The sequence below is a fragment of the Noviherbaspirillum cavernae genome (assembly GCF_003590875.1).
In the GTDB taxonomy this organism is placed as follows: domain Bacteria; phylum Pseudomonadota; class Gammaproteobacteria; order Burkholderiales; family Burkholderiaceae_D; genus Noviherbaspirillum; species Noviherbaspirillum cavernae.
Map to the genome: position 1 here is coordinate 1,010,584 of NZ_QYUN01000002.1, position 26,841 is coordinate 1,037,424.

The following is a 26,841-nucleotide window of genomic DNA, read 5'->3' on the forward strand; positions in this document are numbered from 1 at the left end:
GAAGAAAACCGGAGGCAGGGCCGCATTCAAGGAAACTGCGGAGAAACTGCAGGGAAACGGAAGCAGGCGAAGCCGGCAGAGGCGGGATTGTTTCTTATATGCAACGCTGCGATGTCTCGCGATGCCCATCCTGCCTCATCACGTCGGCATCATCACGGCGTATGCCGATCCGGAAAGCGAAAGGTGTTGCCCCCGTTCTTTTTTGCGCGGTACATCGCTTCGTCCGCTTTTTTCATCAATTCCTCGGGCGTGTCGCCATCGTCCGGGTAGATGGCGATGCCGATGCTGACGCCGATGTGCAGTTCCCGTTCGGTGATTCTGAACGGCTGGGCGATGATGGCGGTCAGCTTGCGGGCAAGATTGACGGCGACGCCGGTGTCGGCGAGATTGGGGATAAGGATGGCGAATTCGTCGCCGCCGAAGCGCGCCACGGTGTCCGATTTCCGGATTGCGGCCATCAATCTTTCCGCCACGGCCAGCAGCAGGCGGTCGCCGACGATGTGCCCGAACACGTCATTGACTTCCTTGAAGCGGTCGAGATCGAGAAACAGCAGAGCCAGCGCAAGCTGCTCGCGTTTTGCGTAGGACAGAGCTTGCTGCTCCAGATTGACAAACATCGTGCGGTTGGGCAAACCCGTCAATACGTCATGATAGGCAAGGTAATGTTCCCGTTCATGCTCGCTCCCCTCCTTTTGCAGCGTCATGTCCAGCTGGATGGCGATGAAATGCGTGATGACACCTTGTTCGTCCCGCAGCGGCGTGATGGTTTCCTCGACTGAGTACAGCGCCCCGTTCTTGCGACGCTCCACCATCCGTCCGCGCCACGCATTGCCGGTCAGGATGGTGCGCCACAGGTCCGCATAAAAGCTGTCGCTTTGCATGCCGGAATTCACCATGGCGGGCGTGTAACCGAGGACTTCCTGCAGGGAATAGCCGCTCAATCGGCAAAACGCTTCGTTGGCCCAGACGATATGCCCGGTACGGTCGGTCAGGAAGATGGCATTGGCCGCACAGGAGAGCGCATTGGCGAGCATGCCAACAGGCAGTTGCTGCAAGGGCCGTTCCGATCTTGAGATGGGCGGTGACATTGCAAACCAGACCTTGTACCTTGTATTTGCGGCGAAGGCGCCGCGCCGCAATTCATCCAGCAAAAAAGCTCAACGCACGATCAGCACCGGGATGTCGGCATCCATCGCCAGCATCTTGGACGCGACCGAACCCATGATCAGTTTCTTGAATGCGCCGCGTCCGTGCGACCCCATGATGATCATGTTCAGGATGGGTTTTCTTTGGTGCGGTTTCCTTGATTTGGGTCAAATGCTTCTTACTCGGCACGATGACGATGCGCAAAGCCGGATCCTTGATTCAGGACATGCAAGTTGGTGACCCGCGATGAACAGCATGAGCTGGTGCTGAAGCAAGCTGATGGCACGCTGGCCATTCGGAGATGTTGGAGGCCGACCTGCAGTTGTCGGAATTCGTTTTGTAATCGCTGAGAATCGACGCCGGCGCGGCGGGCCGCATCGTCGATGGCGATCGCCGCATTACGATGTTGCGCGGAGATACGCAAGCGTGAAATTCCACTTGTGGTTCGAAAGATGAAAATTGCCCGGATATGGGCAAAAACCCCGCCAAGCTTGCAACAAGGCACGAAAAACTTTATAAAATGCAACACCATGTCACGCCCGTATTTTCCATTCGCCGTCCGCCTGATCGGCTTCTCCGAGCAGGAGCAAGCGGCATTCGAATCGATCTTTGCCACTGAACAAGGCAAGGGATACGGCTACTTCGCGCTGGCTGACGACAACCTGCAGGACCCCAACCTGTACCTCGTCAACGCCGACGATCTGAAAGCCCTGGCGGCATTGCCGAGCATGCACCCCAGCGTGATCCGGCCGGCGCTGTTGGTCGGTGTCCCGAAAATGGACTTGCCGTTTCCATGTGTGGAGCGGCCGATTTGCTGGCCAAAGTTGTTCGAGGTGCTGGATGAACTGGTGGAAAGGCGCGCCGATGCCTTGTCGCGATTGCAGGCGTCCGACATCGTGATCGTGCCGGAGCGCCGTCGCCGTGCGCGGCTCGATTCGAATGCTGATCCGGCTGAATATGAACGCATGCGCGTCAAGCGTCCCGACCAAGGCGCGGTGCTGGTGGTGGACAAGACGCCGGCGCTGCGCGATTTTCTGGCCGAACTGCTGACGCGTCACAACGTGCCTGTGGTCTGGACGGACTCTGAAGACCAGGCGCTCGACGCATGCCGGCAGCAAGTCGTGGCGGTCGCCATGATCAACACCTCCGCTCAGGAGGTGGACCCGTACCGTTTGTGCTGGGCCATCAAGGAAAAGGACGCGCCGGCGAAAAGCACGGTGATGCTGCTGGTCGGCAATGCTGCCGAATACGATATGCAGCAGGCGCGCCATGTCGGCGCAGACGGCTACCTCATCAAGCCGCTGGCGCCGCAGCACATGTTGAGCGCGCTCAAGAAGTTCATGCCCTTCCTGCGCTGAATCCGCGCCGAGGTTCGCCGCGTCCTACTTGCTCAACAAGCGCATCCCGCGTTCCAGCCCGTCGATCGTGACCGGGAACATGCGATTGTTCATGATCTGACGGATCACCGAAATCGACTGCCGGTATTGCCACAATCCTTCCGGTTCCGGATTGAGCCAGATGAACTTGGGGAAGGTGCTGGTGAATCGCTGCAGCCAGACTGCGCCCGCTTCCTCGTTGTTGTATTCGACCGAGCCGCCGGGCTGCAGGATTTCGTACGGGCTCATGGTGGCGTCACCGACGAAGATCAACTTGGTGTCGGGCGTGTATTTGCGCAGAATGTCCCAGGTCGGGAAACGCTCCGCATGACGTCGCCGGTTGTTCTTCCACACATAGTCGTACACGCAGTTGTGGAAGTAGAAAAACTCCATGTTCTTGAACTCGGTCTTCGCCGCCGAGAACAATTCTTCGGTGCGCGCGATGTGGTCGTCCATCGTGCCGCCGACATCCATCAGCATCAGTACCTTGATGTTGTTCTTGCGCTCCGGCTGCATCTTGATGTCGAGATAGCCGGCGTTGTGCGCGGTCGCGCGGATCGTGTCGTCCAGCGCGAATTCCTCTTCCGCACCTTCGCGCGCGAACTTGCGCAGACGGCGCAGCGCCACCTTGATATTGCGCGTGCCGAGTTCGCGCTCGTCGCCGTAGTCGCGATAGGAGCGCGCTTCCCACACTTTCACCGCCGAGCGGTTGCCGCCTTCGCCGCCGATGCGGATGCCTTCCGGATTGTTGCCGCCATTGCCGAACGGCGAAGTGCCGCCGGTGCCGATCCACTTGCTGCCGCCTTCGTGACGCTCCTTCTGTTCCTTCAGCAGCTCCTTCAGACGGTCCATCAGCTTGTCGTAACCGAACTTTTCGATCGCGGCTTTCTGTTCCGGCGTCAGCTCGCGCTCCATGCGCTTCATCAGCCATTGGAGCGGGATCTCCGGATTCTTCTCGAAGATCGCATCGACGCCTCGGAAGTACATGCCGAAGGCCTTGTCGAACTTGTCGTAATGTGCTTCGTCCTTGACCAGTGTCGTGCGCGAAAGGTAATAGAAATCGTCGAGCGACGGACTGATCACGTTCTTCTGCATCGCTTCCAGCAGGATCAGGAATTCCTTGATCGACACCGGGATTTTGGCGTCTTTCAGCGTGAAGAAAAAATCGATCAGCATGTCATGCCTCCAGGCGTTGCTGATTGCGGGCGAGCCGGTAGTGCAGTTGCGCGCGCACTTCTGGCCATTCTCCCGCGACGATGCTGTACATCACGGTATCGCGGATGGTGCCGTCGCGCCGCAAGGCATGATGCCGAATCACGCCATCGCGTTTTGCGCCAAGACGCTCGATCGCGGCTTGCGACGCATGATTGAAGTTGTCGGTGCGGAAGCCGACGACCTTGCATCCCAGCGTGTCGAACGCATGCTCCAGCAGCATCAGCTTGCAGCTCGCATTGACGTGTGTGCGCTGCCAGGATTTCGCGTACCAGGTATAGCCGATCTCGACGCGGTCTATCGTCGGCATGATGTCGTGATAGCTGGTGGTGCCGATGATCTTGTCGCCGGCCAGTTCACGCACGACGAAGGGCAGGCGGGAGCCGGCAGCACGCATCTCGAGCGCCGTGTTCACATAGGTGCCTTCATCGCCCGGGGCCGGTACCGATGTGACCCGGATATTCCAGAGCGCGCCATCCTGCGCGGCGCGCGCAAGCTCGGATACGTGCGCAGCCGTCATCGGTTCGAGGCGAACGCCGTTCGATTCCAGCGTCACTGGCTCAACGTTGATCATGGCTTCTTAACGATTCGTGCGCGACATGAACACCAGCCGCTCGAACAGATGCACATCCTGCTCATTCTTCAGCAGCGCGCCGTGAAGGGGCGGCACCACGCTTTTCGCATCCTTGCTGCGCAGCGCCTCGGCGGGGATGTCTTCCGACAGCAGCAGCTTCAGCCAATCCAGCAATTCGGAAGTCGATGGCTTCTTCTTCAATCCCGCCACGTCGCGCACTTCATAGAAGGTCTGCAGCGCCTGCGCCAGCAGATCCTTCTTCAGCCGCGGGAAATGCACATCGACGATCTGCTCCATCGTGTCCTTGTCCGGGAACTTGATGTAGTGGAAGAAGCAGCGGCGCAGGAAGGCATCCGGCAATTCCTTCTCATTGTTCGACGTGATGATGACCAGCGGACGGTGCCTTGCCTTGACCATCTCGCGCGTTTCGTACACGTGGAATTCCATGCGGTCGAGTTCGCGCAGCAAGTCGTTCGGAAACTCGATGTCGGCCTTGTCGATCTCGTCGATCAGCAGCACGACCTGCTCATCGGCGGTGAACGCCTGCCACAGAACGCCCTTGACGATATAGTTGTGAATGTCCTTGACACGCTCGTCGCCCAACTGCGAATCGCGCAGGCGCGACACGGCGTCATATTCGTACAGACCCTGCTGCGCCTTGGTGGTGGATTTGATATGCCACTGCAACAGCGGCATGCCGAGCGCGGCCGCGACTTCCTCGGCCAGCATGGTCTTGCCGGTGCCGGGTTCGCCCTTGATCAGCAGCGGGCGTTGCAGCGTCAGTGCCGCATTGACCGCCAGTTTCAGGTCGGCGGTCGCCACATAATTTCCGGAGCCTTCGAAGCGTGTCTCTTGTCGCATGGTTTTGTATCAGTTCGAGGAAAATGAAATCAAGTATAAGCGAGAAAGAGTGCGGCGTTTTCTGGCTGAATTCGGCGAAATTCGAAGCATGATGCAGGATGATTGCGTCGTCGAGACGTGCCCGGCAGTGAATGGTGAAGGCGGAAGATGTCAGTCGGTCAACATCGATCAAGCGCAATTCCGATACAAGAATCGCCATGGACTGCAAAACGGTCTTAAGGTAAAATTAAGCGTTTTTAGTGCAGCAAAGCAACTTTTAAAGTCGTTGCCCAAGCCCATGCAGTCCGCTGCCGCACTGAGCCAATTTCGCATTAAATTACCCCAGCTATCATGAAAAAACTAATTGCGCTTCTCGCGCTTGCGGGTGTCGCCAATCTCGCCGCAGCGGCGGATGTCGTCGGTAATGCCAAAGCAGCTGAGAACAAGGTTTCGATGTGCATCGGCTGCCACGGCATTCCGGGCTACAAGACCACGTTCCCCGAGGTTTATCAGGTACCGATGATCGGCGGTCAATCGGCCAAGTACATCGAGAATGCGCTGCGGGCCTACCAGAAAGGCGAGCGCAAGCATCCTTCGATGCGTGGCATCGCTGCTGGTTTGACGGATCAGGATATTGCTGACGTCGCCGCTTACTACGCCGAGCAGAAATAAGGGGATACGTGATGAAAAAGATTTTTGCATGCGCCGCCGTTCTGGCCACTTCCGCGATTTCGTTCAGCGCATTCGCTGCCGGCAATATCGCGGCGGGCAAGGCTGCCGCTGACAAGTACAATTGCTTTGCCTGCCATGGCAAGGATTACAACACACCGATCGATCCGAGCTATCCAAAGCTGGCGGGCCAGCACCAGGATTATCTCGAGCGTGCGTTGATCAGCTATCAGCGCGGCGGCGACGGTGCGAACGGCCGCAGCAACGCGATCATGGGCGCCCAGGTCAAGCCGCTGTCGCGTCAGGATGTTCAGGATATCGCTGCCTATTTGCACAGCCTGCCGAGCGTGCTCGTATTGCGCAGGTAAGCAATGAAATACGCGCTGCAATATGCAGCGCGATCGCAGCATGAAAAAGCCACGGTTTCCGTGGCTTTTTTGTTTTCGGAAGTACGCGGGCTTATCGCCGCTTGATGCAGTCAACATAGGCCGCGCCATCCGGCGGCAAGCCGCTGCGCTGCGATGCCCATACCATCTCGCCGAGGCATTCCATCATTTGATGGTGCGCTTCATGTCCGGAACCGAGCCGCTGCGCCAACGCCGTGAAGGCGGCGCGGATGCCCGGTGGTTGATCGATCGATATCTGCTCGGCAATGGACAAGTGCATCGACAAGTGCAGAAAGGGATTGCTCTGGCCGCGTTCGACCGAATAGTCGGCTGCCAGTGCCGCATCCACGTCTTTCAACGCATCGTCATATTCCGGGTGCTGCACGATCCAGTCGCGCGCGATGGCTTCGAGTGGCGTCAGGATTTCACCTGCGCGCTGCTTGCGGAAGGTCTCGCAAAAGAATCGGCGAACGTCGTGCTGGGATGGATTGAACATTGCTTCAAGAATATTGCGTTTGCGATAGCCCTTAGACGCCTTTCGACGGCAGGGATGTTTTCGGCTGATATTCGCACAGATCGGCAATGATGCAGTTCCAGCACTGCGGCTTGCGCGCGATGCAGGTGTAGCGTCCATGCAGGATCAGCCAGTGATGGGCATCATGCCGGAACTCCGCCGGCACGAATTTCATCAGCTTGCGTTCGACTTCGTCGACATTCTTGCCGGGCGCGATATTGGTCCGGTTGCTGACGCGGAAAATGTGCGTGTCGACCGCGATGGTCGGTTCGCCGAACGCGGTGTTGAGCACCACATTGGCGGTCTTGCGGCCGACGCCGGGCAGCGCTTCGAGCGCTTCACGCGAACGCGGCACTTCGCCGCCGTGCCGCTCCAGCAGCAGGCGGCAGGTTTCGATGACGTTCTTCGCCTTGGTGCGGTACAGGCCGATGGTGCGGATATAGGCGGTCAGTTCGTCGACGCCCAATGCATACATCGCGGCCGCCGTCGGCGCCACCGGAAACAGTTTGCGCGTCGCCTTGTTCACGCCCACATCGGTCGCCTGGGCCGACAGGATGACGGCGATCAGCAATTCGAATGGCGTGATGTATTCGAGTTCTGTGGTCGGATGCGGGTTTGCGGTGCGGAATCGCCTGAAGATTTCCAGTCGCTTTTCGGCGTTCATTGCTTGCCCTTTTGTTGTTCGAGTTTTTCCGCAATCTCTTCGATGCCTTTGCGCACCGAGCGCGACACGTCGACGAGCGAGGTCGAGGCTGGCGCGGTGGGCGTGGATTGTGCCGCCATCTGCTCCTTCTTCAGGCGGGCGCGTTCCATCGCGGCCTGGATGATCGCCTTCTTGCGTTCCTGTGCAGCTTGCTCTTCGGGCGATGATGCGGCTTCCAGTTCGGCCTGCTTCAGTTTTGCCGCCGCCTTGGCGGCAAGGCGCGCATCATTTTCTTCCTTTTCGCGCCGCAGGCGGAAGGTGCGGAAAGTGTGGCGCTCGCGCGCATCGTCGGCCTGCTGCTGTGACCACGCGGTCCATCCCGTCTTGCCGGGCGTGACCTCGACCATGTCGATGCAATCGACCGGGCAGGGTGCCACGCACAGGTCGCAGCCGGTGCAGAGGTCGGTGACCACGGTGTGCATCTGCTTGGCCGCACCGACGATCGCATCGACCGGGCAGGCCTGGATGCACAGTGTGCAGCCGATGCACAGCGTCTCGTCGATCACGGCCACCGGGCGCGGGCGCTCGATGCCGTTGACCGGATTGAGTGGGATGACCGGCTTGCCCAGCAAATGCGCGAGTTGGGCGATGCCTTCCATCCCGCCAGGCGGGCACTGGTTGTAATTCGCCGCGCCGGCCGCGACCGCTTCCGCATACGGACGGCAGGCGGGGTAGCCGCACTTGGTGCATTGCGTTTGCGGCAACAGATCCTCGATCCGGTCGGCCAGCGTTTTTGATGGGGATGAAGACAAGGCGGAATTCTTTGAGGTAAAACGAGATTATCCGAGTAAATCGACCATGCTTCAAATAAAAAGGGCGGCTTCCGGATGCCGCGCTTATTGGCGGAGGAGATGCAAGTCAGGTGCGGTGATAGCGCCTGAAAATGTGTTGTGTATTTGGAAAGCAAATACGATCAATCGCTTGTCATGTTTGTCATGTGAGTTCCGGAATGCTTTCTATTGTCGTTTTTGTGAATAAACGCTTTGAATTTGTTCAACGCAGCTGAGTAAAATCAGGTTTCACTTCCTTGAGAAAAAACGAGGAAGAGGGCGCTGGCGCATGGGACATTCAGCGCATCTCCACTGCGCCAATCCTGCATAGTTGAATCGGTACAGTACACGGGTTGGCAGTTGCCAATCCATAATTTCCGCGTGAAGCGGCATGGGCCACGTCAATGTCAAAAGATTTGCCAAGCGATAGTCTGTCTCCGCTTCCATCAAGTGCGCGCGCGACATTGAACGATGTCGCCTCCCATGCGGGTGTCGATGTTTCCACCGCATCGCGCGTACTGCGCGGCGATCAGAAACAACGCGTGGGAGAGGAAACGCGCCTGCGGATTCTGGAAGCCGCGAAAAGGCTTGACTACCAGCCGAACATCACGGCGCGCAGTCTGCGCGTGGCCAAGACATTTTCGCTGGGAATCGCCGTTCCCCAACTGGATAATCCCGTGTTTTCCCAAATGATCATCGGGGCCGAGCGGGGCGCTCGTGAACGCGGATATTCGCTGCTGATCGCGCATATCGAAGAAGGCTTCCCGGATGATGACGCTTATGAACGGCTGGCGAGCGCCAACCGCGTCGACGGGCTTCTGATCACGACACTGGACGACAACAGTGTCGTCTTGCGCGCGGCCCGGAAAGCCAGGGTGCCGGTCGTGCTGTTGAACCGCGCGATGCAAGGCATCGACAATTCGATTTACTTCGACAGCAGCGAAGCAGCCAGAATCGCGGTTCGACATTTGATCGATCTCGGCCATACCCGGATCGCGCATTTGTCCGGCCAACTCAATCCCTCTACCGGCATCGGGCGTTTCGCCGGTTATCGCGATGCGCTGGCCGAAGCGGGGATTCCTTTTGATCCCGGCCTCGTGGCGGTTTCCGGTTACACCATCAAGGGCGGAGCGGAAGCGATGCGCACCGTTCTCCGGCAAGCCGGGACGTCACCCACCGCGGTGTTTGCCATCACGCTGGCCGCTGCCGCCGGCGCCATCATGGCGATACAGCAATACGGCATACGGGTTCCCGAGGATCTATCGGTTGTGACCGTGCATGACGGGCCCATTGCAGAAGCGATGTTCCCGCCGCTGACCACGGTGCAGATGCCGGTCGAGCAGATGGGCTATGACGGTGCGATCGGTTTGATTGATTTGATCGAAGGGCGGAAAACGCAGATCAACTCCATGCTCCATCCTTTGCAACTGGTAGTGCGCGGCTCCACCGCTGCGCCCGGACAGCCGCACGACGTTGCCTGACGCGCCGACTACGACTACTGCATCAGGCTGTTGCCCAGGCGATCCGCGCGCTGCAGGCAATCGACGATACGCTCGGCATCCGCTGCCGGCTGCAGGTTGCCGATGTAGGGCGCAGCGCATGTTTTCTGGGCGATGTCGGCCAACTCGACATCGCTGATATGCGCCACATCCATGTCGGCAAAGCGTACCGGCAATCCCAGCGAATGACAGAAGCGCGCATGCTTGCGGACCTCGGCTGCCGACCGGTCCTCGGCAATGAGCTGAACAATCGTGCCAAACCCGACCAGTTCGCCATGCAGGAACCTGCTCAACTGCGCATGCGCGGTAAAGCCCCGCGTCAGCGCATGCGAAAGCGACAGGCCGCCGCTTTCGAAGCCCAGTCCACTCAGCAATACCGATGCTTCGACACAGCGTTCCACGGCTTCATTGGGCGTTCCATGCACTTGCACCTGAGCGACGGCATCCAGGCCGAATTCGAGAATGGTGTCATGGCAGCGATCCGCCAGCAGCCGCGCGGTGGACAGGGATTCGGTCCCGAAGAAGTTCTTTCCTCCGGCCAGATGGCATTGCGCTGCTTCAAATTTCTTGCTCAATGCATCGCCCAAACCGGCAATGAAGAATCGTGCCGGCGCGCGCGCGATGATCGCCGTGTCCACGAGGACGACATCGGGATTGCGCACCATCGTCTCGACGCCGGCCACCATGTGCTGTTCGTTGTAGAGAACGATCAGGCGACTGGTTGGAGAGTCGTTCGAGGCAATCGAGGGCACGATGAAAAGCCGGCAGCCGAGCGCTTTTGCCACGCCCTTTGCGGTATCGATCGTCTTGCCCCCGCCAAAGCCGATCACCATGTCGATGCCGCTGCTCGCAGCTTCCTCGGCAAGCCCGCCGATCACGGCAGCCGTGCATTCACCGGGAAAGCGTGCATGGCGGGCGGTGATGCCTGCGGATGCCAATGCCTCATCCAGTTCCCTGCCGGCCGCCTGCCGCACGATATCGTCCGCCACCACCAGCGGCAGCCTGCTGCCGAACTCGCGCAACAAGCTGCCGAGTTCGCGTATTGCTCCGGGACCTTGCAAGTAGCGTCCGGGAAAACCGATTGCCTTGACCGGCATGAGCCTCTCCTTTCAGTTGCCCCAATAAAAATCGCGTCTGCCGCCATCCATGCAGACAATCTCGCCATTGATAAACGCCGCCTGGCTTGAGCACAGGAATGTCACGAGCGCGGCGACTTCCGATGGCTTGCAGGTGCGGCCCACCGGATTCTGCTTGCAGAGACGTTCGCGCATGTCATCCGAAAACTGCGCAATCAAGTCGGTGTCGACGTAGCCGGGCGCGATCGCATTGGCGGTAATGCCGAACGGCCCGACTTCTCTGGCCAGGGTCTGCGTGAAGCCGAGGATACCGGCCTTGGCGGCGGCATAGTGGGAAACGCCGGGCCGGCCGCCGCCGGTGAAGTTCATCGAGGACGTATTGACGATACGGCCGAATCCGCCAGCCTTCATGTGCGGGATTGCTGCCCGCGACCACAGGAAGGTGCTTTTCATGTGCACATGAATCATGGCGTCCCACGCCTGGGCCGGCATGTCTTCCACCAGGTAGGCGGGCTTGACGCCGATGCCCGCATTGTTGATCAGGATATCGATGCGTCCGAAGCGCTTCACAACATCATCGACGGCATGCCTTGCCACCGTCTCGTCCGCAGCGTCGCCCACATAATGGAATGCGTTGACGCCGCTTTCTTTCAGCGTGGCCACGGCATGCTCCGCCGCTGTTTCATCGAGTTCAATGATGATGACGGTGACGCCTTCCGCGCCAAGCGCCCGTGCGTCCGCAAATCCGATGCCGCGTCCGCCGCCGGTAATCAGCGCGACTTTTCCCGCGAGTCCGAAATCCATGGTCATCCTTTCATGGCACCGGCCGCAAGGCCCTTGATGAAGTAGCGGCTGAGGAACATGAACATCACGAAGAGCGGCAGGGCAATCAGCGTCGCGCCCGCCATCAGCTCTCCCCAGCGCGCATCGAAGGTCCCGAGGATCGAGGCAAGTCCGACCGGGAGCGTCTTGTTGGCATCGCTGTTGACCAGCACGAATGAGAATACGTAATCGGTCCATGACAGCAGGAACGAGAAAATCGCAACCGTGATGATCCCGGGGGCCGACAGCGGCAGCACCATGCGGAAGAACGCGCCGGCACGCGAACAGCCATCCACCATCGCGGCTTCCTCCAGGTCGAACGGCATGGCCTTGAAAAATCCCCACAGCATCCAGACCCCGAGCGGAATGCTCAGGGTGCAATGCGCCAGCACCACGGATATCAGGTGGTCTGCCATCCCCAGACGCGCAAAAATCGATAGCAGCGGAATCGCCAGCAGCAGCGGAGGGAACATGTACGCATACAGCATGCTGCCGATGATCACGGTTTTACCGGGTATGCGATAGCGCGTCACGACATAGGCAATGACAACCGAAATCAGCAGCGTGATGACCACCACGGCCAGCGCCACCTGCACGCTGTTTGCAAATTGCACCGGATAGTCGGTCAGCTCAAGCAGGTTGCGGTAGGAGCCGAATTTCCAGTCGATGGTTTTCGGGATGAGTGTCGGTTCCGCGAACAGATCGCGCTCCGGCCGGAAGCTGGAAGCGATCATCCAGTAGATCGGAAAGAATGACCACAACCCCAGGAGCGCGGCGGCCACCAGGGTCAGTGCGCGCAGATGCAGGGAGCGTTCCATCATTGATTGCCATCCTTTCCGTCCAGCGGATAGAAATAGAAATACACGATGATCAGAAGCGACAGCACGGCAAATGACAGCGTGGCGATGGCCGCGCCGCCGCCGACATCGTATTGCATGAACGCGCGCCGGTAGGCAAGCACGGGCAAATGCTCGGTGGCCGACAAGGGACCGCCCTTGGTCATGAGCCAGATGATGTCGAATTTGTTGAACATCCAGATGCTGCGCAACAGAACGATCACCGTCAGCATCGGCACCAGCATCGGGATGGTCACATGCCAGAAACGGCTCCACGGGCCGGCGCCGTCGACGCGCGCCGCTTCATGGAGCGATTTAGGAATGGTCTGCAGCGCCGCGAGGAAGGAGATGGTCACGAACGGCGTCCAGGTCCATACGCTGGCGACGACCACGATCAGCATGGCCATCGTCGGATGCTCGAACCAGGCCGGCCGGCCGAACCCGAGACGCTCGGCCCAGATCGTCAACAGGCCGAGACTGCCGTCGAGCAGCCATTGAAAGGCAACCGCCACCACGACGGTTGGCAGCAGATAGGGCAGGATGGCAAGTCCGCGAATCACCGGTCGGCCAAAGAATGGCTGGTCCAGCAGCAGCGCGCAGGCAATGCCCAGCACGACTTGCAGCACGATGGTCAGGACGCTGAAATTGAGCCCGATGAGGAAGGCACGCCAGAAGCCGGGTTCGTTCAAGACCCGCAGATAGTTTCCGATACCGATCCATGTGCGTGCGGAAACGAAGGATTCGGACTGGTAAAAACTGAGCTGTATCGCGTGCAAAGCCGGGAACAGGATCAGCACCAGCGTGACCGCGACACTGGCAATGAAGAAGACGAGCAGGAGCTTGTCGCTGGTTGTACGGAAGGAAAGCATACGCGTCGCCGGCCTCAAGAGTCGATTGTCATGTGAGTCCCGTCCGGTCTGTGATGAGCGGGTGGGACGTGTGTTTCAACAGACTGCAAAGCAGGTCAGAAAAAGTCTTTGACAAAGCCCGGGCCGAATGCAGGTTTTCCATCCGTCCGAGGGATGTCAGCAGGGTGCGCATGGCGCATCCTGCCTTCATCAGGACACTGGATTCTTGCCAAAAAACTTTTGTGTGCCTGCCTGGAGATGCATCAGGCAGCGGGAAGCACTGCCCGGTACTTCGCAGACATGAGATCGACTGCTTCGGCGGAAGGCATCCCCTTGTACAAGACGTTCTGGATCGCGTCGCAGATCGCGAACGATTCAAACATCTTGCCGGGCCGCAGATCGACGGTCGGACCTTCGGTGTCGATGGAGCGGATGGCGATGTCCTTGCGCGTCAGCATGCTCTTCATGAAGGCAACGAGATCCGCATGCTTTTCGACCATCGGGTGCGCGCGCCAGCGGATGTCGTCGTACACATCCATGCGTGGCGGCTGGAAGTGCAATGGCGCAGAGTGCAGGAAATTGATGTAGTGGTTCTCGATGAACCATTCCATGAACTTGAGCGACTCGTCTTGCATCGGCGTGTTGAGCACCACCCAGCCGTCGTAGCCGTGATTGACCGCCGACCCCTTGCCGGCGCTGTCCGGGTACATGAAGAAGCCGGTCTTTGCCACCAGGTCCGGGGCCTTGTCTTCCAGCACCTCGATCAGGCGGCCTGCGTAAGGGGCATGCGCAATCTGTCCGCCGGAATACTGGCCGAGTACCGTGCCGAACAGAGCCTGGGTCATCCCCGGCGGCATGCTCGGAGACATTTTCTTCATGAAGTCGAGATACGCGATCATCTTCGGCTTCATTTCCGCATTGTCGGCAATCAGCTTGAAGTTGTTGTCCAGCAGGCGTACGCCATCGGCCCACATATAGCCGATCGACATCCATTGCGTTGCCGCGTTGCCGCCGACAGGGTGGCCGACGCCGAACTTTCCGCCTTCGGTCAGCGCCTTGCAGTTCTCCGCCATCTGATCCCAGGTGGTCGGAACCTTCAGCCCCTTCTGCTGGTACAGATCCTTGCGGTAGTACATCCAGCAGAAATTGTAGTCGTAGGGATACCAGTAATTTTCGCCATTGACGGGGAAGAGGATGTTGGGGCCCCAGGTGTTCTTTTTCACCAGCTTTGTGAGCGGAACCAGTTTGCCGGCCTGCGCGAGCAGCAATACATGTCCGGCAAATGCGAGCGTGCCGACGTCGTATGGCGCGCCGGCGGCGATGGAGCTTTGCAGCTTGTTGTAGGCATCATCCGGCGGCACCGTATCGATCACCACCTTGACGCCGAATTTCTTTTCATACTCGGCGGCTGCCACCCGCAGCGCACGCACGGAATCGCGGCCAGGTTCCGCGTTCAGAAAGCGAATCGTTTTTGGCTGGGCGAACACCGCCGGACTGCCGACGCTCATCAGCGTCAATCCCGCTGCGACCGATTTCAGCACATCGCGTCTGCGGACCGGGGCGGGCATTTGTGCGAGCCGGGCATCCTGCGTCAGTAAATCGTTGTTGTCATCCTGTTTCATTGTCGTCTCCTTGGTTATTGGATATGTCAGGACTGCATCAATCAACTGCATCAACTGCAATTACTACATCGCCAAATTGTTGCCCGATGCTGCATCGAATAAATGGATGCGGGACGGGTCCGGATGCACGCGGCAACGTTCCCCTGTGCGCACTTCGTCGCGCCGCGCGGACAGCACGCGAAAACGGGATGGAGCCGCGGAGGGGGAGGTCTTGTCGCAGTCCAGGTCAAGGACCGTGAGCGTATGCGGCCCCATTTGCTCGACCAGGGAGATTGTTCCGGCCGTGCCATCGCCATGGCCGCTCGTCATGCTTGCATGCTCGGGACGTATCCCGAGAACGACTTCCGTGCCCGGCCTGGCCTTGTTCGGCATCGCTGGCGGAACGGGCAGGGAAATGCCCGGTCCCTGGAACATGATGCGGCCCTGGACTTCCTGCAGCGTCCCCTTGATCAGATTCATTTCAGGCGCGCCGATGAAACCGGCGACAAACAGATTCGCGGGCTTGTCGTAGACGTCGAGCGGCTTGCCGACTTGCTGCACGCGACCCTGATTCATGATCACGATGCGGTCGCCCAGGGTCATGGCCTCGACCTGGTCATGCGTGACATAGATCATGTTGGTGCCGACGCGCTTGTGCAGTTGCCCGATTTCCTCGCGCATCCTGATACGGAGCTTGGCATCGAGATTCGACAGCGGTTCATCCAGCAGGAAGGCCTCGGGCGATCTGACCAGCGCTCGTCCGAGGGAGACGCGCTGCATCTGTCCGCCCGACAACTGGCGCGGCTTGCGGGTCAACAGATTCTCGATACCGAGCATCTGCGCCGCCCAGCGCACCTTGCTCTCGATCTCGGCCGCCGGAACCTTGCGCATGCGCAGGCCGAAGGCGAGGTTTTCGTAGACCGACTTGTGCGGATAGAGCGCGTAATTCTGAAACACCATCGCGATGTTCCGCTCACCGGGCTGGAGTCCCGTCACATCGCGGTCGCCGATCCGTATTGCGCCGCTGCTCACGTCTTCGAGGCCGGCGATCATGCGCAGCGTCGTCGATTTGCCGCAACCCGACGGCCCGACCAGCACGATGAATTCGCCATCCGCCATTTCCAGATCGAGGTTTTCCACGACGGCCTGTTCGCCGTAGCGCTTGCTTACCTGGGACAGAACAATTTTTGTCATCGTGGCTATCCCGTCATGCGTGAAAGAGCGTGATTGACCTGGGCCAAACCTGCCTGCGCATCCTTGTAGACGCGGAACAGTCTGTCGTAGAACGCCACATTTTCCGGATCGGGCAGCGAGCGGCCGACGATGCGCGCACAGCGTCCGGCAGCAGTCATTTCGTCGGCAAAAACGCCGACCCCGACGCCGGCAAGCAGCGCTGCGCCGAAGGAGGCATCCGTCGTTTCCGGCAAAAGGATTTCGACATTGAGAATGTCGGCAACGATTTGCCGCCAGGTCGCGCTTTTGGAGCCGCCGCCAATGATGCGCGCCGTCCTGATATCCATGTCCTGCGCGCGGAATTGCTCCAGCACGTCACGCAGCGAGAATGCGATGCCTTCGTAGATGGCGCGCGAGAAGTGCGCCTTGTCGTGACGGAAGGTCATGCCGACAAAATCCGCCCGCAACATCGGATCCCAGTAGGGCGCGCGCTCGCCCTGCAAATAGGGGTGGAACAGCAAACCTTCCGCGCCCGGCGCGACGGTGCCTGCCAATCGGTCCATCTCGGCAAAGGCGTCGCTGCCGCTGATGCCGGGCGTCATCAGAAAACGGTCGCGGAACCAGCGGTGCGCCGACGCGCAGCTGTTGGTTCCGGTGATCACATACCAGAGGCCGGGTACGGCCAGCGGGTAATTGATCAGTGTCGGATGGACGCGCGGCCTGCTGCTGACAACGCTCACCGTCCCGGCGGTTGCCAGTTTGATGGTGCCATCGCCGGCGGCGACCGAGCCTGCGCCGAAGGTTTCGATCGAGGTGTCCGAGGTGCCGCAGACGACCGGCGTGCCTTCGGCAAGACCGCTTTCACGTGCCGCGCTGGCGGTGACCTTGCCGACCACGGTGGTTGGCGCGACCACTGGCGGCAAGGTGTCGATATTCCATTGCGCGAGATCGCACAGTTCCCTTGACCATGCGTCTTGCGCGGGATCGAAGAGCAGGGTGCCTACCGCTTCGGTGCGGTCGGTTTCCCACGTGCCGGTCAGGCGCGAGCGCAGCCAGTCTTTGGCGATGTATACGCGAGCGGCCTTCTTCACGGCTTCCGGTTCGTTGCGAACGAGCCAGAGAAATTGCGGCATGGTCCAGGTCGGCGCGGGGCGGTTCAGGCCGAGGGCGAGAATCCGCTCGCCATGACGCTCCTGCAGTTCGCGCGATTCTTCGCCGCTGCGCTGGTCGTTCCAGAGAATGGCGGGCCGAACCAGATTGCCGTCAGCGTCTTCGAGGACCGGCGTATGCGCGCCCGCACTGAACGATACGGCCGCAATGTCGCCGGCCGCGATGCCGGCCTGCTTGAGCGCACGGGGGACGGTATCGCACACGGCCCGCCACCAGTCCTGCGGATTCTGTTCGCTCCAGCGCGGTTTGGGCGAGTGGGTCTCGATATCGACGGCGGCGCTTCCGCATACCTTGCCGTCGGCATCCACGATCATCGTCTTGAGACTGCCGGCGCCAATGTCGATGCCCATCAACCACGTTTTCATGCTGCCTGCGGCAAGTGCGTCGTCAGCCATGCGCGGTCCCCGTCAACAAGGCGGCATCGATCGCCGCCGGCATGTTCAATCCATAGGTGCATTGGCCGACGCTGGCCTCGGTCGGGCCGCGCCGGCCGAGCGTCTTGCGCGTTTCCTCGTCAAGGGACAGGCGTCCGTCGAGTACCGCCAGCGTGATCAAGGAGAGCGCGGAGGGTGTCTGCGATTCGATCTGCACGGGAGCCGCCGCAGCGTAACCGGAGCGGCAGGTATTGGGACAGTAGGCGCACGTGGTCAAGTCTTTGCGATATTCGCTCATGCTTCATCCTTATGATTGCCAATTGGAGCCGGCTGGTTGTCTCAGGGCGAGCTTTCCCGGATTGATCAGATTATCCGGATCGAGTCCATCCTTGAGGATTTGCAGCATGTTCAATCCCTCGTTCAGTTCCTTGCGTATCCAGGGATTGCGGAAAAGGCCTGCACCATGATGATGTGCCACCGAGCCGCCCAGTTCAAGGCAGAGGTTTTCGATTTTTTCCCATGCTAGCTGATGCAGCCGGATTGCCTCATCCTCCGGCATGGGCGGCAGCCGCACGGTCATGTACTGGCATGCGCCTTCGGGATAGATGTGCGACCAGTGCGCGCCGAAATGCATGTCCGGGTGAATCGCGTGTGCCGCGTCGCGCATCGCTTCGTACATCTGCGGCAGATGCGTCCACGTTCCCGTGACCTCGATCGTATCCATGTAGTAGCCGTCGCTCTGCCACTTGGTGGAGTAGGAGTGGAAACGGGTCTGCTCCCAATGCTCGTACGGGGCATTGCCGCAAACGACCGCGTCATGCTGTCTGCAGATGGCCAGAGTCAGCTCGCGCTCGACCGTCGCAAGGGCTTCCTTGCCCGAGAATTTCATGATGCACAGGATCGGGCGCTCGACAAATTCGGGCATGCCTTCGGTGCGCTGCACACTCTCCTTGATGTCATACAGGCGGATGACTTCGGGCCGCAGCTCGCTTTGCACGACTTCGCGCAAGGCGGCAAAGCCTGCCTCCAGCGAGCCGAATGCGAGCACCAGAGCGCTGGTGTGCTCCGGCTTGCGCCAGACGCGCAGCGTGACTTCCGTAATGAAGCCGAGCACGCCTTCCGAGCCCACCAGCAAATCCTTGATGCTCGGGCCGACCGCGCGACGGGCGACCGGCCGCACTTCCAGCAGCTTGCCGTTGGGGAGCACCGCTTTCAGGCCCAGAACGATGTCTTCAATCTTGCCGTAGCGGGAGGACGCCTGACCCGCGCCGCGGCACGCGACCCAGCCGCCGACGGTCGACATGGCGATGGATTGCGGCAAGTGCCCGGCGGTATAGCCGTTGCGCTCCAGCTCTTGCTCGAACTGCATGCCGTTCATGCCCGCTTGCACGGTCACGGTCCCATCGGTGGTGTTGAGGTCAACGATGCGATTGATGCGCTTGAGGTCGACCATGATCTCATTGACGAGCGGTATCGTCCCGCCCAGTACGCCCGAGCCGGCACCAAATGGAATCAGGGAAAGCTTGTTTTGCCGGGCATAGTCGACGATGGCTTTGACTTCTGCGGCTGTTGCCGGCGAGAGGATGGCGGAAGGCAGGGTGCCGGGCAGGTTGTTGGCGCGCAATTTGAACAGGCCATAAGGCAGGCGATCCCTGCAATACGCATATCGATCGGCAACCCCGGTCAAGACATTTTCCGGGCCGACTATTGCAGCAAACCCGGCAACGACATCTCTGTGCAGACTTGGGGTTTCCCCCTGCAGATGCGCCAAACTTGTAACGTTCATGATTTCTATCCTTAGGGGACTTCGATGAAAAACCACTTGAACAAACGTTTGTGCAGATTCTGAAGAAGGTTTTTTTGCTTGTCAATCCATTTCTTGCTTCCGCTCGGCGCATCGCAAGCTGGGCCAGGAAACGTTCGCTGCACGTGCGGGCATCAGCGTACGCGCGTTGCGCAATCTCGAAATTGGCAACGGCTCGTCGCTACGTGCTCTATTCAGGTAGTTCGCGCTTTTGGGTGCGAGCAATGGTTGGAAACCATTGCGCCTGTGGCGAGCATCAACCCGCTAATGCTGACCTAGTGTCCTGAGTTAGAAATTCGCTACATAAAAGATGACGAGAATCGCACCGATACTGCGTCAAAAATGCTCGCAAGGCCTCGGTGCGGGTGCGGGTCATCGTTGACCAGCAATCCGTTCGGAGCTGACCGGCGCACTTGAAATGACCACCAGCAGCAATCGACCCAAAGCGGACCCAGGCGGGCGGCGAAAGCGGACGCTCAACGTCCGCGATAGCCAGCAACGCAAGCTGCCGGTAGCAAAGCAAACCTTCCTGTTCCTGCGCCAGCGGCAAAACCTTACTTGTCTAAACGCAACCAGCTTTCTGGTTGGAATGCGCACTGGACTTTTGGCAAAACGCAAGTTGGAGATTGACCATCCTCATCGAGAAAGAGCGTCGCCCCCGTAGACTTTCGACATACAGGACGAAAACTTTCTATTGGAGATGGATATGGTCAAAGGCTTCACCCGTGCGTGGGGAATACGAGCATTGGTGCCGGTTTTAATTGGATTGTTATTAGCGGCGTGCGGTGGAGGTGGAAGATCGACTAGCGCCTCATCCGTTCAAGCTCCGATGGACATTTCTAATACAACTGGTTCAGGTACCTCAACGCCTAACCAACCTGAGCCACTCACTTCCGACTCATCGGCATCCCCCTCTCAGCCAAACACATCCGCTGCAAGCGCTTCGGCTCCCTTTTCTGTCTCCTATGTGGCCGGCATCATTACCGGCTTCGGAGACGTTGATGGCAACGGCGCCGAGGCTCGATTTGGTACGCCGGACCAAATGGTTGTCGATAAGTCCGGCAATGTCATCGTGGCCGAGCGCTGGGCGTCTCGTCTAAAACGAATCACCCCCGCTGGGGAAGTCAGCACTCTGGCGACTCAAATGCAGGTTTGTGGGCCTAGCGACACCGATCCCAACATCGCCAGATATTGCGCCATCGACTCACTGGCTTTGGACAACGAAGGAAATGTATTTTTTGCTGACGACTTCACGCTCAAGAAATGGAGCGCGTCCGGCAAGCTCACCGTCGTCGCCGGCGGCGGCACCGATACGTCGGCAAATACTTCAGCGCTTGCTCTCAAGCTTGGAAGAGTTGCCGGACTGTTGGTGGACCCATCGGGCAATATCTACGTGTCTGAGGGAGATAACTTCGTCGTCAGACGTATCAGCCCAAATGGCCAGGTCACGACCATCGCAGGCAAGTACCAGACACGCGGCTTCGCAGATGGGCAGGGAGCAGATGTCCTGTTCTTCGGCCCCGGGCCCATGACATTCGATCCGAGCGGGAACATTTACATTCTGGATGTCGGGAAAATTCCAGCAGTCGGTGGAGGCCCCGCCAGTGCCTTAGTCCGAAAAATGACGCCAAGCGGAACGGTGACAACGCTCGCCGGAAAGTACCTGCAACATGGTTACTTGGACGGGGCAGGAAGCGCAGCCCGGTTCGATATGCCGACCGCCATTGCTGCCGATACCGTCGGCAACCTGTATATCGCCGATCCCGAAAATAATGCAATCAGAAGGATGACACCTGAAGGCATCGTCAGTACGGTCATCCGGGATACCAGCCAGTTTGATACTCCTCATGGAATGAACTATCACCTCGACAGAGGAAGTTATGACAGTTTCGAGCCATTTGGCCTTGTGCTCGATAAGGCGGGCAATCTGGTTTTTTCCGACCCCAATCGCAGTTTCATAGGTAAGGTCGAGAATAACGGCACATATAGTGTCCTTGCTGGCGCTCCATGGGATGCAGCGCAATTTCCACTGGATGGAGGGCCTGTAGATCTCATCGCTAGTGCAGATGGCCTTCAATGGGACCCCAGCGATAGCACCCTACTCCTTTTAGTAAATTCTGGGAGTGACCCGAGTGGTTACAGCTCGACCAAGGCCATATCAAGAAAAGTGGCCCTTGATGGAGGTTTTAGTACCTTGCCGAGAGATCCGAATGGCATTCGAACAGACTATACCGGTACAACGCAGCGACAATTTAGTCAGACCGGGGGTTTTGTTGGATGGGGATGGAACTACGTCCAGCTCGGCATTCCAAATGCACAAGGGCTTTATTCCACCACCATGATTGCCGGGAAAATCGATGGGAGCATTCAAGAAAACTTCCGATACCAGACGGACATTGATGGCCCTGGAAAAGATGCCCAATTCAGCCATATCTATGCTGCCGCTGCCGACAAGGATGGCAATGTCTATGTCTCTCAAACGAATCGTTCCGTGATACGCAAGATCGACACCAACGGCGTGGTGAGCATCTTTGCCGGCGTTGCAGGCGTCAAGGGAAACATTGACGGACAAGGTGTGCAGGCACTTTTCAATGAGCCAAGGAATTTGGTAACGGGGCCGGATGGCTCGTTGTTTGTCTATGATTCGGCTAACAACAACATTCGCAAAATTACTCCGAGTGGAGTAGTCACTACGGTGCTGACATCGGCCGCGTCTTACGGGGTCGCCTATAACGGCGGCTACGTCGAGCCTGTCGCTTCCATGGTGGTTGACAGCGAAGGAAACCTATATGTCGCCGATGAATATTCAACCATCATTCGGAAAGTGACACCGTCAGGAAAAATCGTTGCTGTGGCAGATACCGGAACCCGGAGAGGCATCCATCTCGGTTCGAATGCACCAAGTTTCAATCCACCGAGAGCAATGACCCTCATTGGTCCGAATACCCTGGCGATCCTTTGCCAATACGCCATATTGACTGTGAAGTCTCCCCTCATTGGAAGGCCACAATGATGTCATCACCAACGCGGGGATATCGGATGTTATTAATGGTTCAGTCAGTCCGGCATCGTCATCACTGGCAGAAAAAGTTCAACAACAGTACATTGGCTGAGTATTCACACGAATACCGCCAGTGATAATCATCCAAAAGCAGCCATCGGTTCGCGCCTGAAAACCCCCACCCGGCATCTTCGACAAATAACTAATCCTGATCAGCTGTGAGTGGCCGCAACCGAAACAATTGAGAACCACTTGGCGGAGTCGCGTTGAATCGCCCCCACTTCCGTAGACACGCTCAAGTCGTTCGGAAAGTGCCGCTTTTGGGGATGATATGAATTCCGCTTTTGGCCGCACTCTGCCGGTCAGCACTAGTGAGCCGGTCAACCGTAACCAGCACAGGTGGTCATTTCAACCGGAATGCGTACTCGGCCTTGCTGTGCTTTTTTCCTTGCCTCGTCGCGATTTCATCACTTTTATTTGCAACGAATTTCAAACTCAGGACACCAGGCGGCAAAACCACGCTCACGCGCGAGCAAGCCGAGACTCAAGATGCCGGGCTGAGACAGCTTCGACTTCCTGCACGCAGTAGTGACGCGCGCTCATGAATCCTCAAAAAGGGAGTGCTCTCGTTGCCCCCTGGCGATTTACGACCTCGAGGCCGGAAATCTCCAGAGAGAGGGAGGGAAGAGGGAAAGAGGGAAAGAGAGAGAGCCGAACGATTGCTCAGATTTTTACTTGATAGAAAACTTTACGCTTTGCGCGGGCTGGTTTCCAATCTTCACGTTGCCGGCAACCTTGGTCCCCGCCTGTACCTTGAAGCTGCCCTTGGCCTGCAGCTTGTTTTCGCCTGCGGGTTCCAGCTTCACGTCGGACTTCTCTGCGGACGACAGAATCGTCAGATTGGCTGATGCGCCTTTCGTGTCAACCGGTTTGCCGTGGTCGGTTACATACAGCGTAATGGTGTCGGGTTTGGTGACAAGCTCGTAATTCACATCCTTCACCACGGACACGACGCCACCGTACACCGACTTGGCGTCGTGCGCATGTTCGGCGCCTTTCTTGTCATCGTGGTTGTGGCCTTTGTGGTCGTCGGCAGCTGCCGCGATGTTGGTCAACGACATTGCGAGAACGGCGACGGTAACAGAGGCATGTTTAAACAGTTTCATTTTCTCTCCTGAGAGTGACAAAAAATTGTGCTTCGCTGGAAATGGATGCCCCTGATCCGACTGAATCAGGGGCATCGCGGGTCAGGTTGGAAGTTGCTGTGGCACAGCCTTTACCGCAATAGCCTGTTCCTCTTCTGCTTCGTCCTTGCGATAAGCAAGGCGGTACAGAAGTGGAAGTACCAACAGCGTCAGCGCAGTGGAGGACAGGATGCCGCCAATGACAACGGTGGCCAGGGGGCGCTGCACTTCCGCCCCTGTTCCGGTAGCAATCGCCATTGGCACGAAGCCGAGCGAGGCGACCAGGGCTGTCATGAGTACCGGGCGCAAGCGGGTCAGCGCTCCCTCGCGAACTGCCTCGTCCAGCGAACGGCCTTCTTCGCGAAGCGTCCGGATGAAGGAAATCATCACGAGGCCGTTCAATACGGCGACACCAGAAAGTGCGATAAAGCCCACTGCCGCCGAAATGGACAAGGGAATGCCTCGCATCCAAAGCGCGACTATCCCACCGGTAAGAGCAAAGGGAATCCCGCTAAAGACAAGCAAGCCATCCTTGATGTTGCCGAACATGGCGAAGAGCAAAGTAAAGACCAGGAGCAATGCCACCGGCACGACGATTTGCAGGCGTTGGGCAGCTGACTGCAACTGCTCGAACTGTCCGCCCCAGGTCGTCCAGTAACCGGCCGGAACCTTTACCTGCTCCCGAATGACCTGTTCCGCTTCCGAGACAAACGAACCGATATCGCGGCCACGCACGTTGGCGCTAATCACGATGCGCCGCTTGCCATCCTCGCGGCTGATTTGGTTCGGACCGGGAGCCAACTCAAGCGTTGCCACTTCGCCCAATGGAATAAAGGCCGCTCGGTCATTGCCGTTTTCGGCGCGAGGCAGGGAGATGGGCAATCGCTTCATCGCTTCCAGGTCATTACGCAGACTTTCTGGAAGCCGGACGATGATGTCGAATCGGCGGTCTCCTTGAAACAATGTCCCCGCCTCTTTGCCACCGATGGCAGTCGCCACCATGTCTTGCACATCGCCGACGTTCAAGCCATATCGGGAAGCCTTTTCCCTGTCGATATTGACCGTCAACATGGGAAGCCCGGTGGTTTGCTCGACCTTCACCTCGGCTGCGCCCGCTACTCGTCCGAGTACAGACGAAATCCTGGCCGCCGTGTCGTTGAGCACGTCCATATCGTCGCCAAACAGCTTGACCGCCACGTCGCTGCGCACCCCCGATATCAACTCATTGAAGCGCAACTGAATCGGCTGCGAAAACTCGTAATTGCTGCCCGGTATCTTGGCCAGGGTTCGCTGCACCGCCGCCAACAGCTCGTCGCGTGACTTCTTCGGTTCAGGCCACTGGTCTTGCGGCTTGAGCATGATGTAGCCATCCGAGATATTCGGCGGCATGGGGTCGGACGCGATTTCCGCAGTGCCGGTACGAGCGAAAATGCGATCGATTTCCGGATGCTGCTTCTTCAACGTGCGCTCAAGTTGTTGCTGCATGGCGACCGACTGTGACAGGCTGGTACCCGGGATGCGTAACGCCTGGATGGCAAAGTCGCCTTCGTTCAAACTTGGCACGAATTCGCTACCCATGCGTGTCGCCAGCAGCGACGACAGGATGACAGTGACAGCCGCAAACGTCAGTACCACCGATTTGTTCGCCATCACAAAGTCCAGCACGGGGGCGTAGAGACGCTTTGCCCCCTGCATGACGACGTTCTCCTTCTCCGCAACCTTGTTACCGATGAATAGAGCTACCGCCGCAGGGATGAACGTTATCGACAGAATCATCGCGCCCAGCAGTGCAATGACCACTGTCAGTGCCATCGGATGGAACATGCGACCTTCCACGCCGGTCAGCGCGAAAATCGGCAGATACACGACCATGATGATGAGCTGCCCGTACAGCAGCGGCCGCCTGGCTTCCCTTGAAGCAGCGAACACCTCATGGAAACGCTCGGTTCGAGTCAAGGGTCGACCGTGGTGTGCCTGCGCATGCGCGAGCCGCCGCACGCAGCTCTCCACAATCACCACGGCGCCGTCAATGATGATCCCGAAATCGAGTGCTCCCAGGCTCAACAGGTTGGCGCTGACCTTGTTCGACACCATGCCGCTGAACGTGAACAGCATCGACAGCGGGATGACCATCGCGGTGATGAGCGCGGCCCGGATATTACCGAGGAAGAGAAACAGAACCGCGATGACCAGGACCGCGCCTTCGACCAGGTTCTTCTTGACCGTGTTGATGGCTTTGTCGACCAGGACAGTGCGGTCATAGACGGTGACAGCCTCCACACCTTCGGGGAGGGTGCGGTTAATCTCTGTCATCTTCTTGTCGACCGCCTGCGAAACCGTTCGGCTGTTTTGACCAATCAGCATGAACACGGTGCCCAGGACGACTTCCCGACCGTTCTCGGTAGCGGCGCCGGTACGCAGTTCACGGCCGATTTCGACCTCGCCGATATCGCGCATCCTGATTGGAACACCTTGGACGTTGCCCAGGATGATGTTGCGGATATCGTCAATCGTCTGCACCTGGCCAGGGGCGCGTATCAACAGCTGTTCTCCGCGCTTTTCGATATAGCCTGCGCCTGCATTGCTGTTGTTGCGGTCCATTGCATTCACAACGTCCTGAAGGGTCAAGCCGTATGAAGCCAGACGCTCGGGAACCGGAGCAATCTGGTATTCCTTGGCGAAGCCGCCAATGGAATTGATTTCAGTTACCCCGGGAACGTTACGCAACTGCGGCTTGATAATCCAATCCTGGATCTCGCGCAGGTCTGTCGGCGTATACGGCGTACCGTCCGGCTTTTTCGCGCCGTCCCTGGTTTCCACCGTCCACAGGTAAATTTCTCCCAGGCCGGTTGAGATGGGTCCCATTACCGGAGTCACCCCGGACGGCAGCCGCTCCTTCGCCTCTTGCAGGCGCTCGTTCACCAGCTGTCGCGCAAAGTAGATGTCCGTGCCGTCCTTGAAGATGACAGTAATCTGGGACAAGCCATATCGCGATAAAGAGCGCGTTTGCTCGAGATTGGGCAACCCCGACATCACGGTCTCAAGCGGGAACGTGATGCGCTGCTCCGTTTCCAGTGGCGAGTAACCCGGCGCCGACGTATTGATTTGCACCTGGACGTTGGTGATGTCAGGGACGGCGTCAATCGGCAGCTTCTGATAGCTGAATATGCCGACGATCGCCATGCCGAATACCGCCAGCAGGACTAGCCATCGCTGCTCGATGGCAAAACGTATGATGCGTTCAAACATAACGATAATCCTTC

At 58.6% G+C, this 26,841-nt stretch carries 25 protein-coding genes; 6 read left to right on the top strand and 19 right to left on the bottom strand.

Annotation, left to right across the window (positions count from 1 at the left end; genetic code table 11):
* Positions 1-152: 152 nt before the first annotated feature.
* Positions 153-1,055 (bottom strand): diguanylate cyclase domain-containing protein, encoded by a 903-nt coding sequence (locus D3870_RS04765; protein WP_199710516.1) that lies wholly within the window; start codon positions 1,053-1,055, stop codon positions 153-155.
* Between the two features lie 102 nt (positions 1,056-1,157).
* A complete protein-coding gene (locus tag D3870_RS04770; RefSeq protein ID WP_199710518.1) occupies positions 1,158-1,262 on the bottom strand; it encodes a universal stress protein in 105 nt (34 codons plus the stop codon).
* Between the two features lie 414 nt (positions 1,263-1,676).
* Between D3870_RS04770 and D3870_RS04775 the strand changes: the two genes are divergently transcribed.
* Entirely contained in the window at positions 1,677-2,504 is an 828-nt protein-coding gene (locus D3870_RS04775) for a response regulator (RefSeq protein ID WP_119737110.1), read from the top strand.
* A gap of 24 nt (positions 2,505-2,528) precedes the next feature.
* On the opposite strand, the gene D3870_RS04780 is transcribed toward D3870_RS04775, so the two are convergent.
* Genes D3870_RS04780 through D3870_RS04790 form a run of 3 tightly spaced genes read right to left on the bottom strand, consistent with a single transcriptional unit; the run spans position 2,529 to position 5,169 of the window.
* Positions 2,529-3,698 carry a vWA domain-containing protein gene (locus D3870_RS04780; protein ID WP_119737112.1) on the bottom strand — a complete coding sequence of 390 codons (1,170 nt, stop codon included), beginning with the start codon at positions 3,696-3,698 and terminating at the stop codon, positions 2,529-2,531.
* A 1-nt stretch (position 3,699) separates the two neighbouring features.
* A complete protein-coding gene (locus D3870_RS04785; protein WP_119737114.1) occupies positions 3,700-4,308 on the bottom strand; it encodes a GNAT family N-acetyltransferase in 609 nt (202 codons plus the stop codon).
* Between the two features lie 6 nt (positions 4,309-4,314).
* A complete protein-coding gene (locus tag D3870_RS04790; protein ID WP_119737116.1) occupies positions 4,315-5,169 on the bottom strand; it encodes an AAA family ATPase in 855 nt (284 codons plus the stop codon).
* Here D3870_RS04790 and D3870_RS04795 point away from each other — a divergent pair.
* The 3 genes from D3870_RS04795 to D3870_RS04805 are packed head-to-tail and all read left to right on the top strand — an operon-like array spanning position 5,168 to position 6,185.
* Positions 5,168-5,503, top strand: a complete 336-nt coding sequence (locus D3870_RS04795; protein ID WP_119737118.1) for a hypothetical protein — start codon at positions 5,168-5,170, stop codon at positions 5,501-5,503. The two genes, D3870_RS04790 and D3870_RS04795, sit on opposite strands and share 2 nt — an antisense overlap.
* Positions 5,500-5,820, top strand: coding sequence for a c-type cytochrome (locus D3870_RS04800; protein WP_119737120.1), 321 nt, complete (start codon positions 5,500-5,502; stop codon positions 5,818-5,820). Before D3870_RS04795 ends, D3870_RS04800 begins: the two co-directional genes overlap by 4 nt.
* Before the next feature lie 11 nt (positions 5,821-5,831).
* Positions 5,832-6,185, top strand: a complete 354-nt coding sequence (locus D3870_RS04805) for a c-type cytochrome (RefSeq protein ID WP_119737122.1) — start codon at positions 5,832-5,834, stop codon at positions 6,183-6,185.
* Between the two features lie 91 nt (positions 6,186-6,276).
* On the opposite strand, the gene D3870_RS04810 is transcribed toward D3870_RS04805, so the two are convergent.
* The 3 genes from D3870_RS04810 to rsxB are packed head-to-tail and all read right to left on the bottom strand — an operon-like array spanning position 6,277 to position 8,172.
* Positions 6,277-6,699 carry a DUF1841 family protein gene (locus D3870_RS04810; RefSeq protein WP_119737124.1) on the bottom strand — a complete coding sequence of 141 codons (423 nt, stop codon included), beginning with the start codon at positions 6,697-6,699 and terminating at the stop codon, positions 6,277-6,279.
* A gap of 31 nt (positions 6,700-6,730) precedes the next feature.
* Positions 6,731-7,381: an endonuclease III gene (gene nth / locus D3870_RS04815; protein WP_119737126.1), complete on the bottom strand. Its 651-nt coding sequence runs from the start codon at positions 7,379-7,381 to the stop codon at positions 6,731-6,733.
* Positions 7,378-8,172: an electron transport complex subunit RsxB gene (gene rsxB, locus D3870_RS04820; RefSeq protein WP_119737128.1), complete on the bottom strand. Its 795-nt coding sequence runs from the start codon at positions 8,170-8,172 to the stop codon at positions 7,378-7,380. The genes nth and rsxB overlap by 4 nt, the downstream gene beginning before the upstream one ends.
* A 482-nt stretch (positions 8,173-8,654) precedes the next feature.
* Between rsxB and D3870_RS04825 the strand changes: the two genes are divergently transcribed.
* On the top strand, positions 8,655-9,671 hold the full coding sequence (locus tag D3870_RS04825) for a LacI family DNA-binding transcriptional regulator (protein WP_242489865.1): 1,017 nt from the start codon (positions 8,655-8,657) through the stop codon (positions 9,669-9,671).
* 14 nt (positions 9,672-9,685) lie between these two features.
* Here the strand turns inward: D3870_RS04825 and D3870_RS04830 are convergent, their stop codons facing one another.
* The 9 genes from D3870_RS04830 to D3870_RS04870 form a co-directional block, all read right to left on the bottom strand.
* Complete coding sequence (locus D3870_RS04830) at positions 9,686-10,786, bottom strand: glycerol dehydrogenase (RefSeq protein WP_119737132.1); 1,101 nt, start codon at positions 10,784-10,786, stop codon at positions 9,686-9,688.
* A gap of 12 nt (positions 10,787-10,798) precedes the next feature.
* Entirely contained in the window at positions 10,799-11,569 is a 771-nt protein-coding gene (locus D3870_RS04835; protein ID WP_119741682.1) for an SDR family NAD(P)-dependent oxidoreductase, read from the bottom strand.
* A gap of 2 nt (positions 11,570-11,571) precedes the next feature.
* The gene (locus D3870_RS04840; RefSeq protein ID WP_242489866.1) at positions 11,572-12,408 is read right to left on the bottom strand and encodes a carbohydrate ABC transporter permease; all 837 of its coding nucleotides are present in this window, start codon (positions 12,406-12,408) and stop codon (positions 11,572-11,574) included.
* Positions 12,405-13,292, bottom strand: a complete 888-nt coding sequence (locus tag D3870_RS04845; protein WP_119737134.1) for a carbohydrate ABC transporter permease — start codon at positions 13,290-13,292, stop codon at positions 12,405-12,407. The genes D3870_RS04840 and D3870_RS04845 overlap by 4 nt, the downstream gene beginning before the upstream one ends.
* Positions 13,293-13,534: 242 nt before the next feature.
* Positions 13,535-14,893 carry an ABC transporter substrate-binding protein gene (locus D3870_RS04850; protein ID WP_199710520.1) on the bottom strand — a complete coding sequence of 453 codons (1,359 nt, stop codon included), beginning with the start codon at positions 14,891-14,893 and terminating at the stop codon, positions 13,535-13,537.
* A 63-nt stretch (positions 14,894-14,956) separates the two neighbouring features.
* Positions 14,957-16,066, bottom strand: coding sequence for an ABC transporter ATP-binding protein (locus D3870_RS04855; RefSeq protein ID WP_119737136.1), 1,110 nt, complete (start codon positions 16,064-16,066; stop codon positions 14,957-14,959).
* A gap of 5 nt (positions 16,067-16,071) precedes the next feature.
* Entirely contained in the window at positions 16,072-17,610 is a 1,539-nt protein-coding gene (gene xylB, locus D3870_RS04860; protein WP_242489867.1) for a xylulokinase, read from the bottom strand.
* Positions 17,603-17,887, bottom strand: coding sequence for a hypothetical protein (locus D3870_RS04865; RefSeq protein WP_119737137.1), 285 nt, complete (start codon positions 17,885-17,887; stop codon positions 17,603-17,605). Before D3870_RS04865 ends, xylB begins: the two co-directional genes overlap by 8 nt.
* Before the next feature lie 9 nt (positions 17,888-17,896).
* On the bottom strand, positions 17,897-19,375 hold the full coding sequence (locus D3870_RS04870) for an FAD-binding oxidoreductase (protein WP_119737139.1): 1,479 nt from the start codon (positions 19,373-19,375) through the stop codon (positions 17,897-17,899).
* A gap of 724 nt (positions 19,376-20,099) precedes the next feature.
* On the opposite strand from D3870_RS04870, the gene D3870_RS04875 reads away from it, so the two are divergent.
* Complete coding sequence (locus D3870_RS04875; RefSeq protein WP_158590381.1) at positions 20,100-22,406, top strand: NHL repeat-containing protein; 2,307 nt, start codon at positions 20,100-20,102, stop codon at positions 22,404-22,406.
* A 719-nt stretch (positions 22,407-23,125) separates the two neighbouring features.
* Here D3870_RS04875 and D3870_RS04880 read toward each other — a convergent pair.
* Complete coding sequence (locus tag D3870_RS04880; protein WP_119737144.1) at positions 23,126-23,560, bottom strand: hypothetical protein; 435 nt, start codon at positions 23,558-23,560, stop codon at positions 23,126-23,128.
* 81 nt (positions 23,561-23,641) lie between these two features.
* Entirely contained in the window at positions 23,642-26,827 is a 3,186-nt protein-coding gene (locus D3870_RS04885) for a CusA/CzcA family heavy metal efflux RND transporter (RefSeq protein WP_119737146.1), read from the bottom strand.
* Positions 26,828-26,841 lie beyond the last annotated feature (14 nt).

Bases quoted from the DNA above. Each gene is read 5' to 3' on its own strand.
- D3870_RS04780 (WP_119737112.1), bottom strand. From the start codon at position 3,698: ATGCTGATCGATTTTTTCTTCACGCTGAAAGACGCCAAAATCCCGGTG.
- D3870_RS04865 (WP_119737137.1), bottom strand. From the start codon at position 17,887: ATGAGCGAATATCGCAAAGACTTGACCACGTGCGCCTACTGTCCCAAT.
- xylB (WP_242489867.1), bottom strand. From the start codon at position 17,610: ATGGCTGACGACGCACTTGCCGCAGGCAGCATGAAAACGTGGTTGATG.
- D3870_RS04775 (WP_119737110.1), top strand. From the start codon at position 1,677: ATGTCACGCCCGTATTTTCCATTCGCCGTCCGCCTGATCGGCTTCTCC.
- D3870_RS04770 (WP_199710518.1), bottom strand. From the start codon at position 1,262: ATGGGGTCGCACGGACGCGGCGCATTCAAGAAACTGATCATGGGTTCG.
- D3870_RS04810 (WP_119737124.1), bottom strand. From the start codon at position 6,699: ATGTTCAATCCATCCCAGCACGACGTTCGCCGATTCTTTTGCGAGACC.
- D3870_RS04790 (WP_119737116.1), bottom strand. From the start codon at position 5,169: ATGCGACAAGAGACACGCTTCGAAGGCTCCGGAAATTATGTGGCGACC.
- D3870_RS04875 (WP_158590381.1), top strand. From the start codon at position 20,100: ATGGTCAAAGGCTTCACCCGTGCGTGGGGAATACGAGCATTGGTGCCG.
- D3870_RS04880 (WP_119737144.1), bottom strand. From the start codon at position 23,560: ATGAAACTGTTTAAACATGCCTCTGTTACCGTCGCCGTTCTCGCAATG.
- D3870_RS04805 (WP_119737122.1), top strand. From the start codon at position 5,832: ATGAAAAAGATTTTTGCATGCGCCGCCGTTCTGGCCACTTCCGCGATT.
- nth (WP_119737126.1), bottom strand. From the start codon at position 7,381: ATGAACGCCGAAAAGCGACTGGAAATCTTCAGGCGATTCCGCACCGCA.
- D3870_RS04845 (WP_119737134.1), bottom strand. From the start codon at position 13,292: ATGCTTTCCTTCCGTACAACCAGCGACAAGCTCCTGCTCGTCTTCTTC.
- D3870_RS04855 (WP_119737136.1), bottom strand. From the start codon at position 16,066: ATGACAAAAATTGTTCTGTCCCAGGTAAGCAAGCGCTACGGCGAACAG.
- D3870_RS04885 (WP_119737146.1), bottom strand. From the start codon at position 26,827: ATGTTTGAACGCATCATACGTTTTGCCATCGAGCAGCGATGGCTAGTC.
- D3870_RS04795 (WP_119737118.1), top strand. From the start codon at position 5,168: ATGGTTTTGTATCAGTTCGAGGAAAATGAAATCAAGTATAAGCGAGAA.
- D3870_RS04870 (WP_119737139.1), bottom strand. From the start codon at position 19,375: ATGAACGTTACAAGTTTGGCGCATCTGCAGGGGGAAACCCCAAGTCTG.
- D3870_RS04785 (WP_119737114.1), bottom strand. From the start codon at position 4,308: ATGATCAACGTTGAGCCAGTGACGCTGGAATCGAACGGCGTTCGCCTC.
- D3870_RS04800 (WP_119737120.1), top strand. From the start codon at position 5,500: ATGAAAAAACTAATTGCGCTTCTCGCGCTTGCGGGTGTCGCCAATCTC.
- D3870_RS04835 (WP_119741682.1), bottom strand. From the start codon at position 11,569: ATGGATTTCGGACTCGCGGGAAAAGTCGCGCTGATTACCGGCGGCGGA.
- D3870_RS04850 (WP_199710520.1), bottom strand. From the start codon at position 14,893: ATGAAACAGGATGACAACAACGATTTACTGACGCAGGATGCCCGGCTC.
- D3870_RS04840 (WP_242489866.1), bottom strand. From the start codon at position 12,408: ATGATGGAACGCTCCCTGCATCTGCGCGCACTGACCCTGGTGGCCGCC.
- D3870_RS04830 (WP_119737132.1), bottom strand. From the start codon at position 10,786: ATGCCGGTCAAGGCAATCGGTTTTCCCGGACGCTACTTGCAAGGTCCC.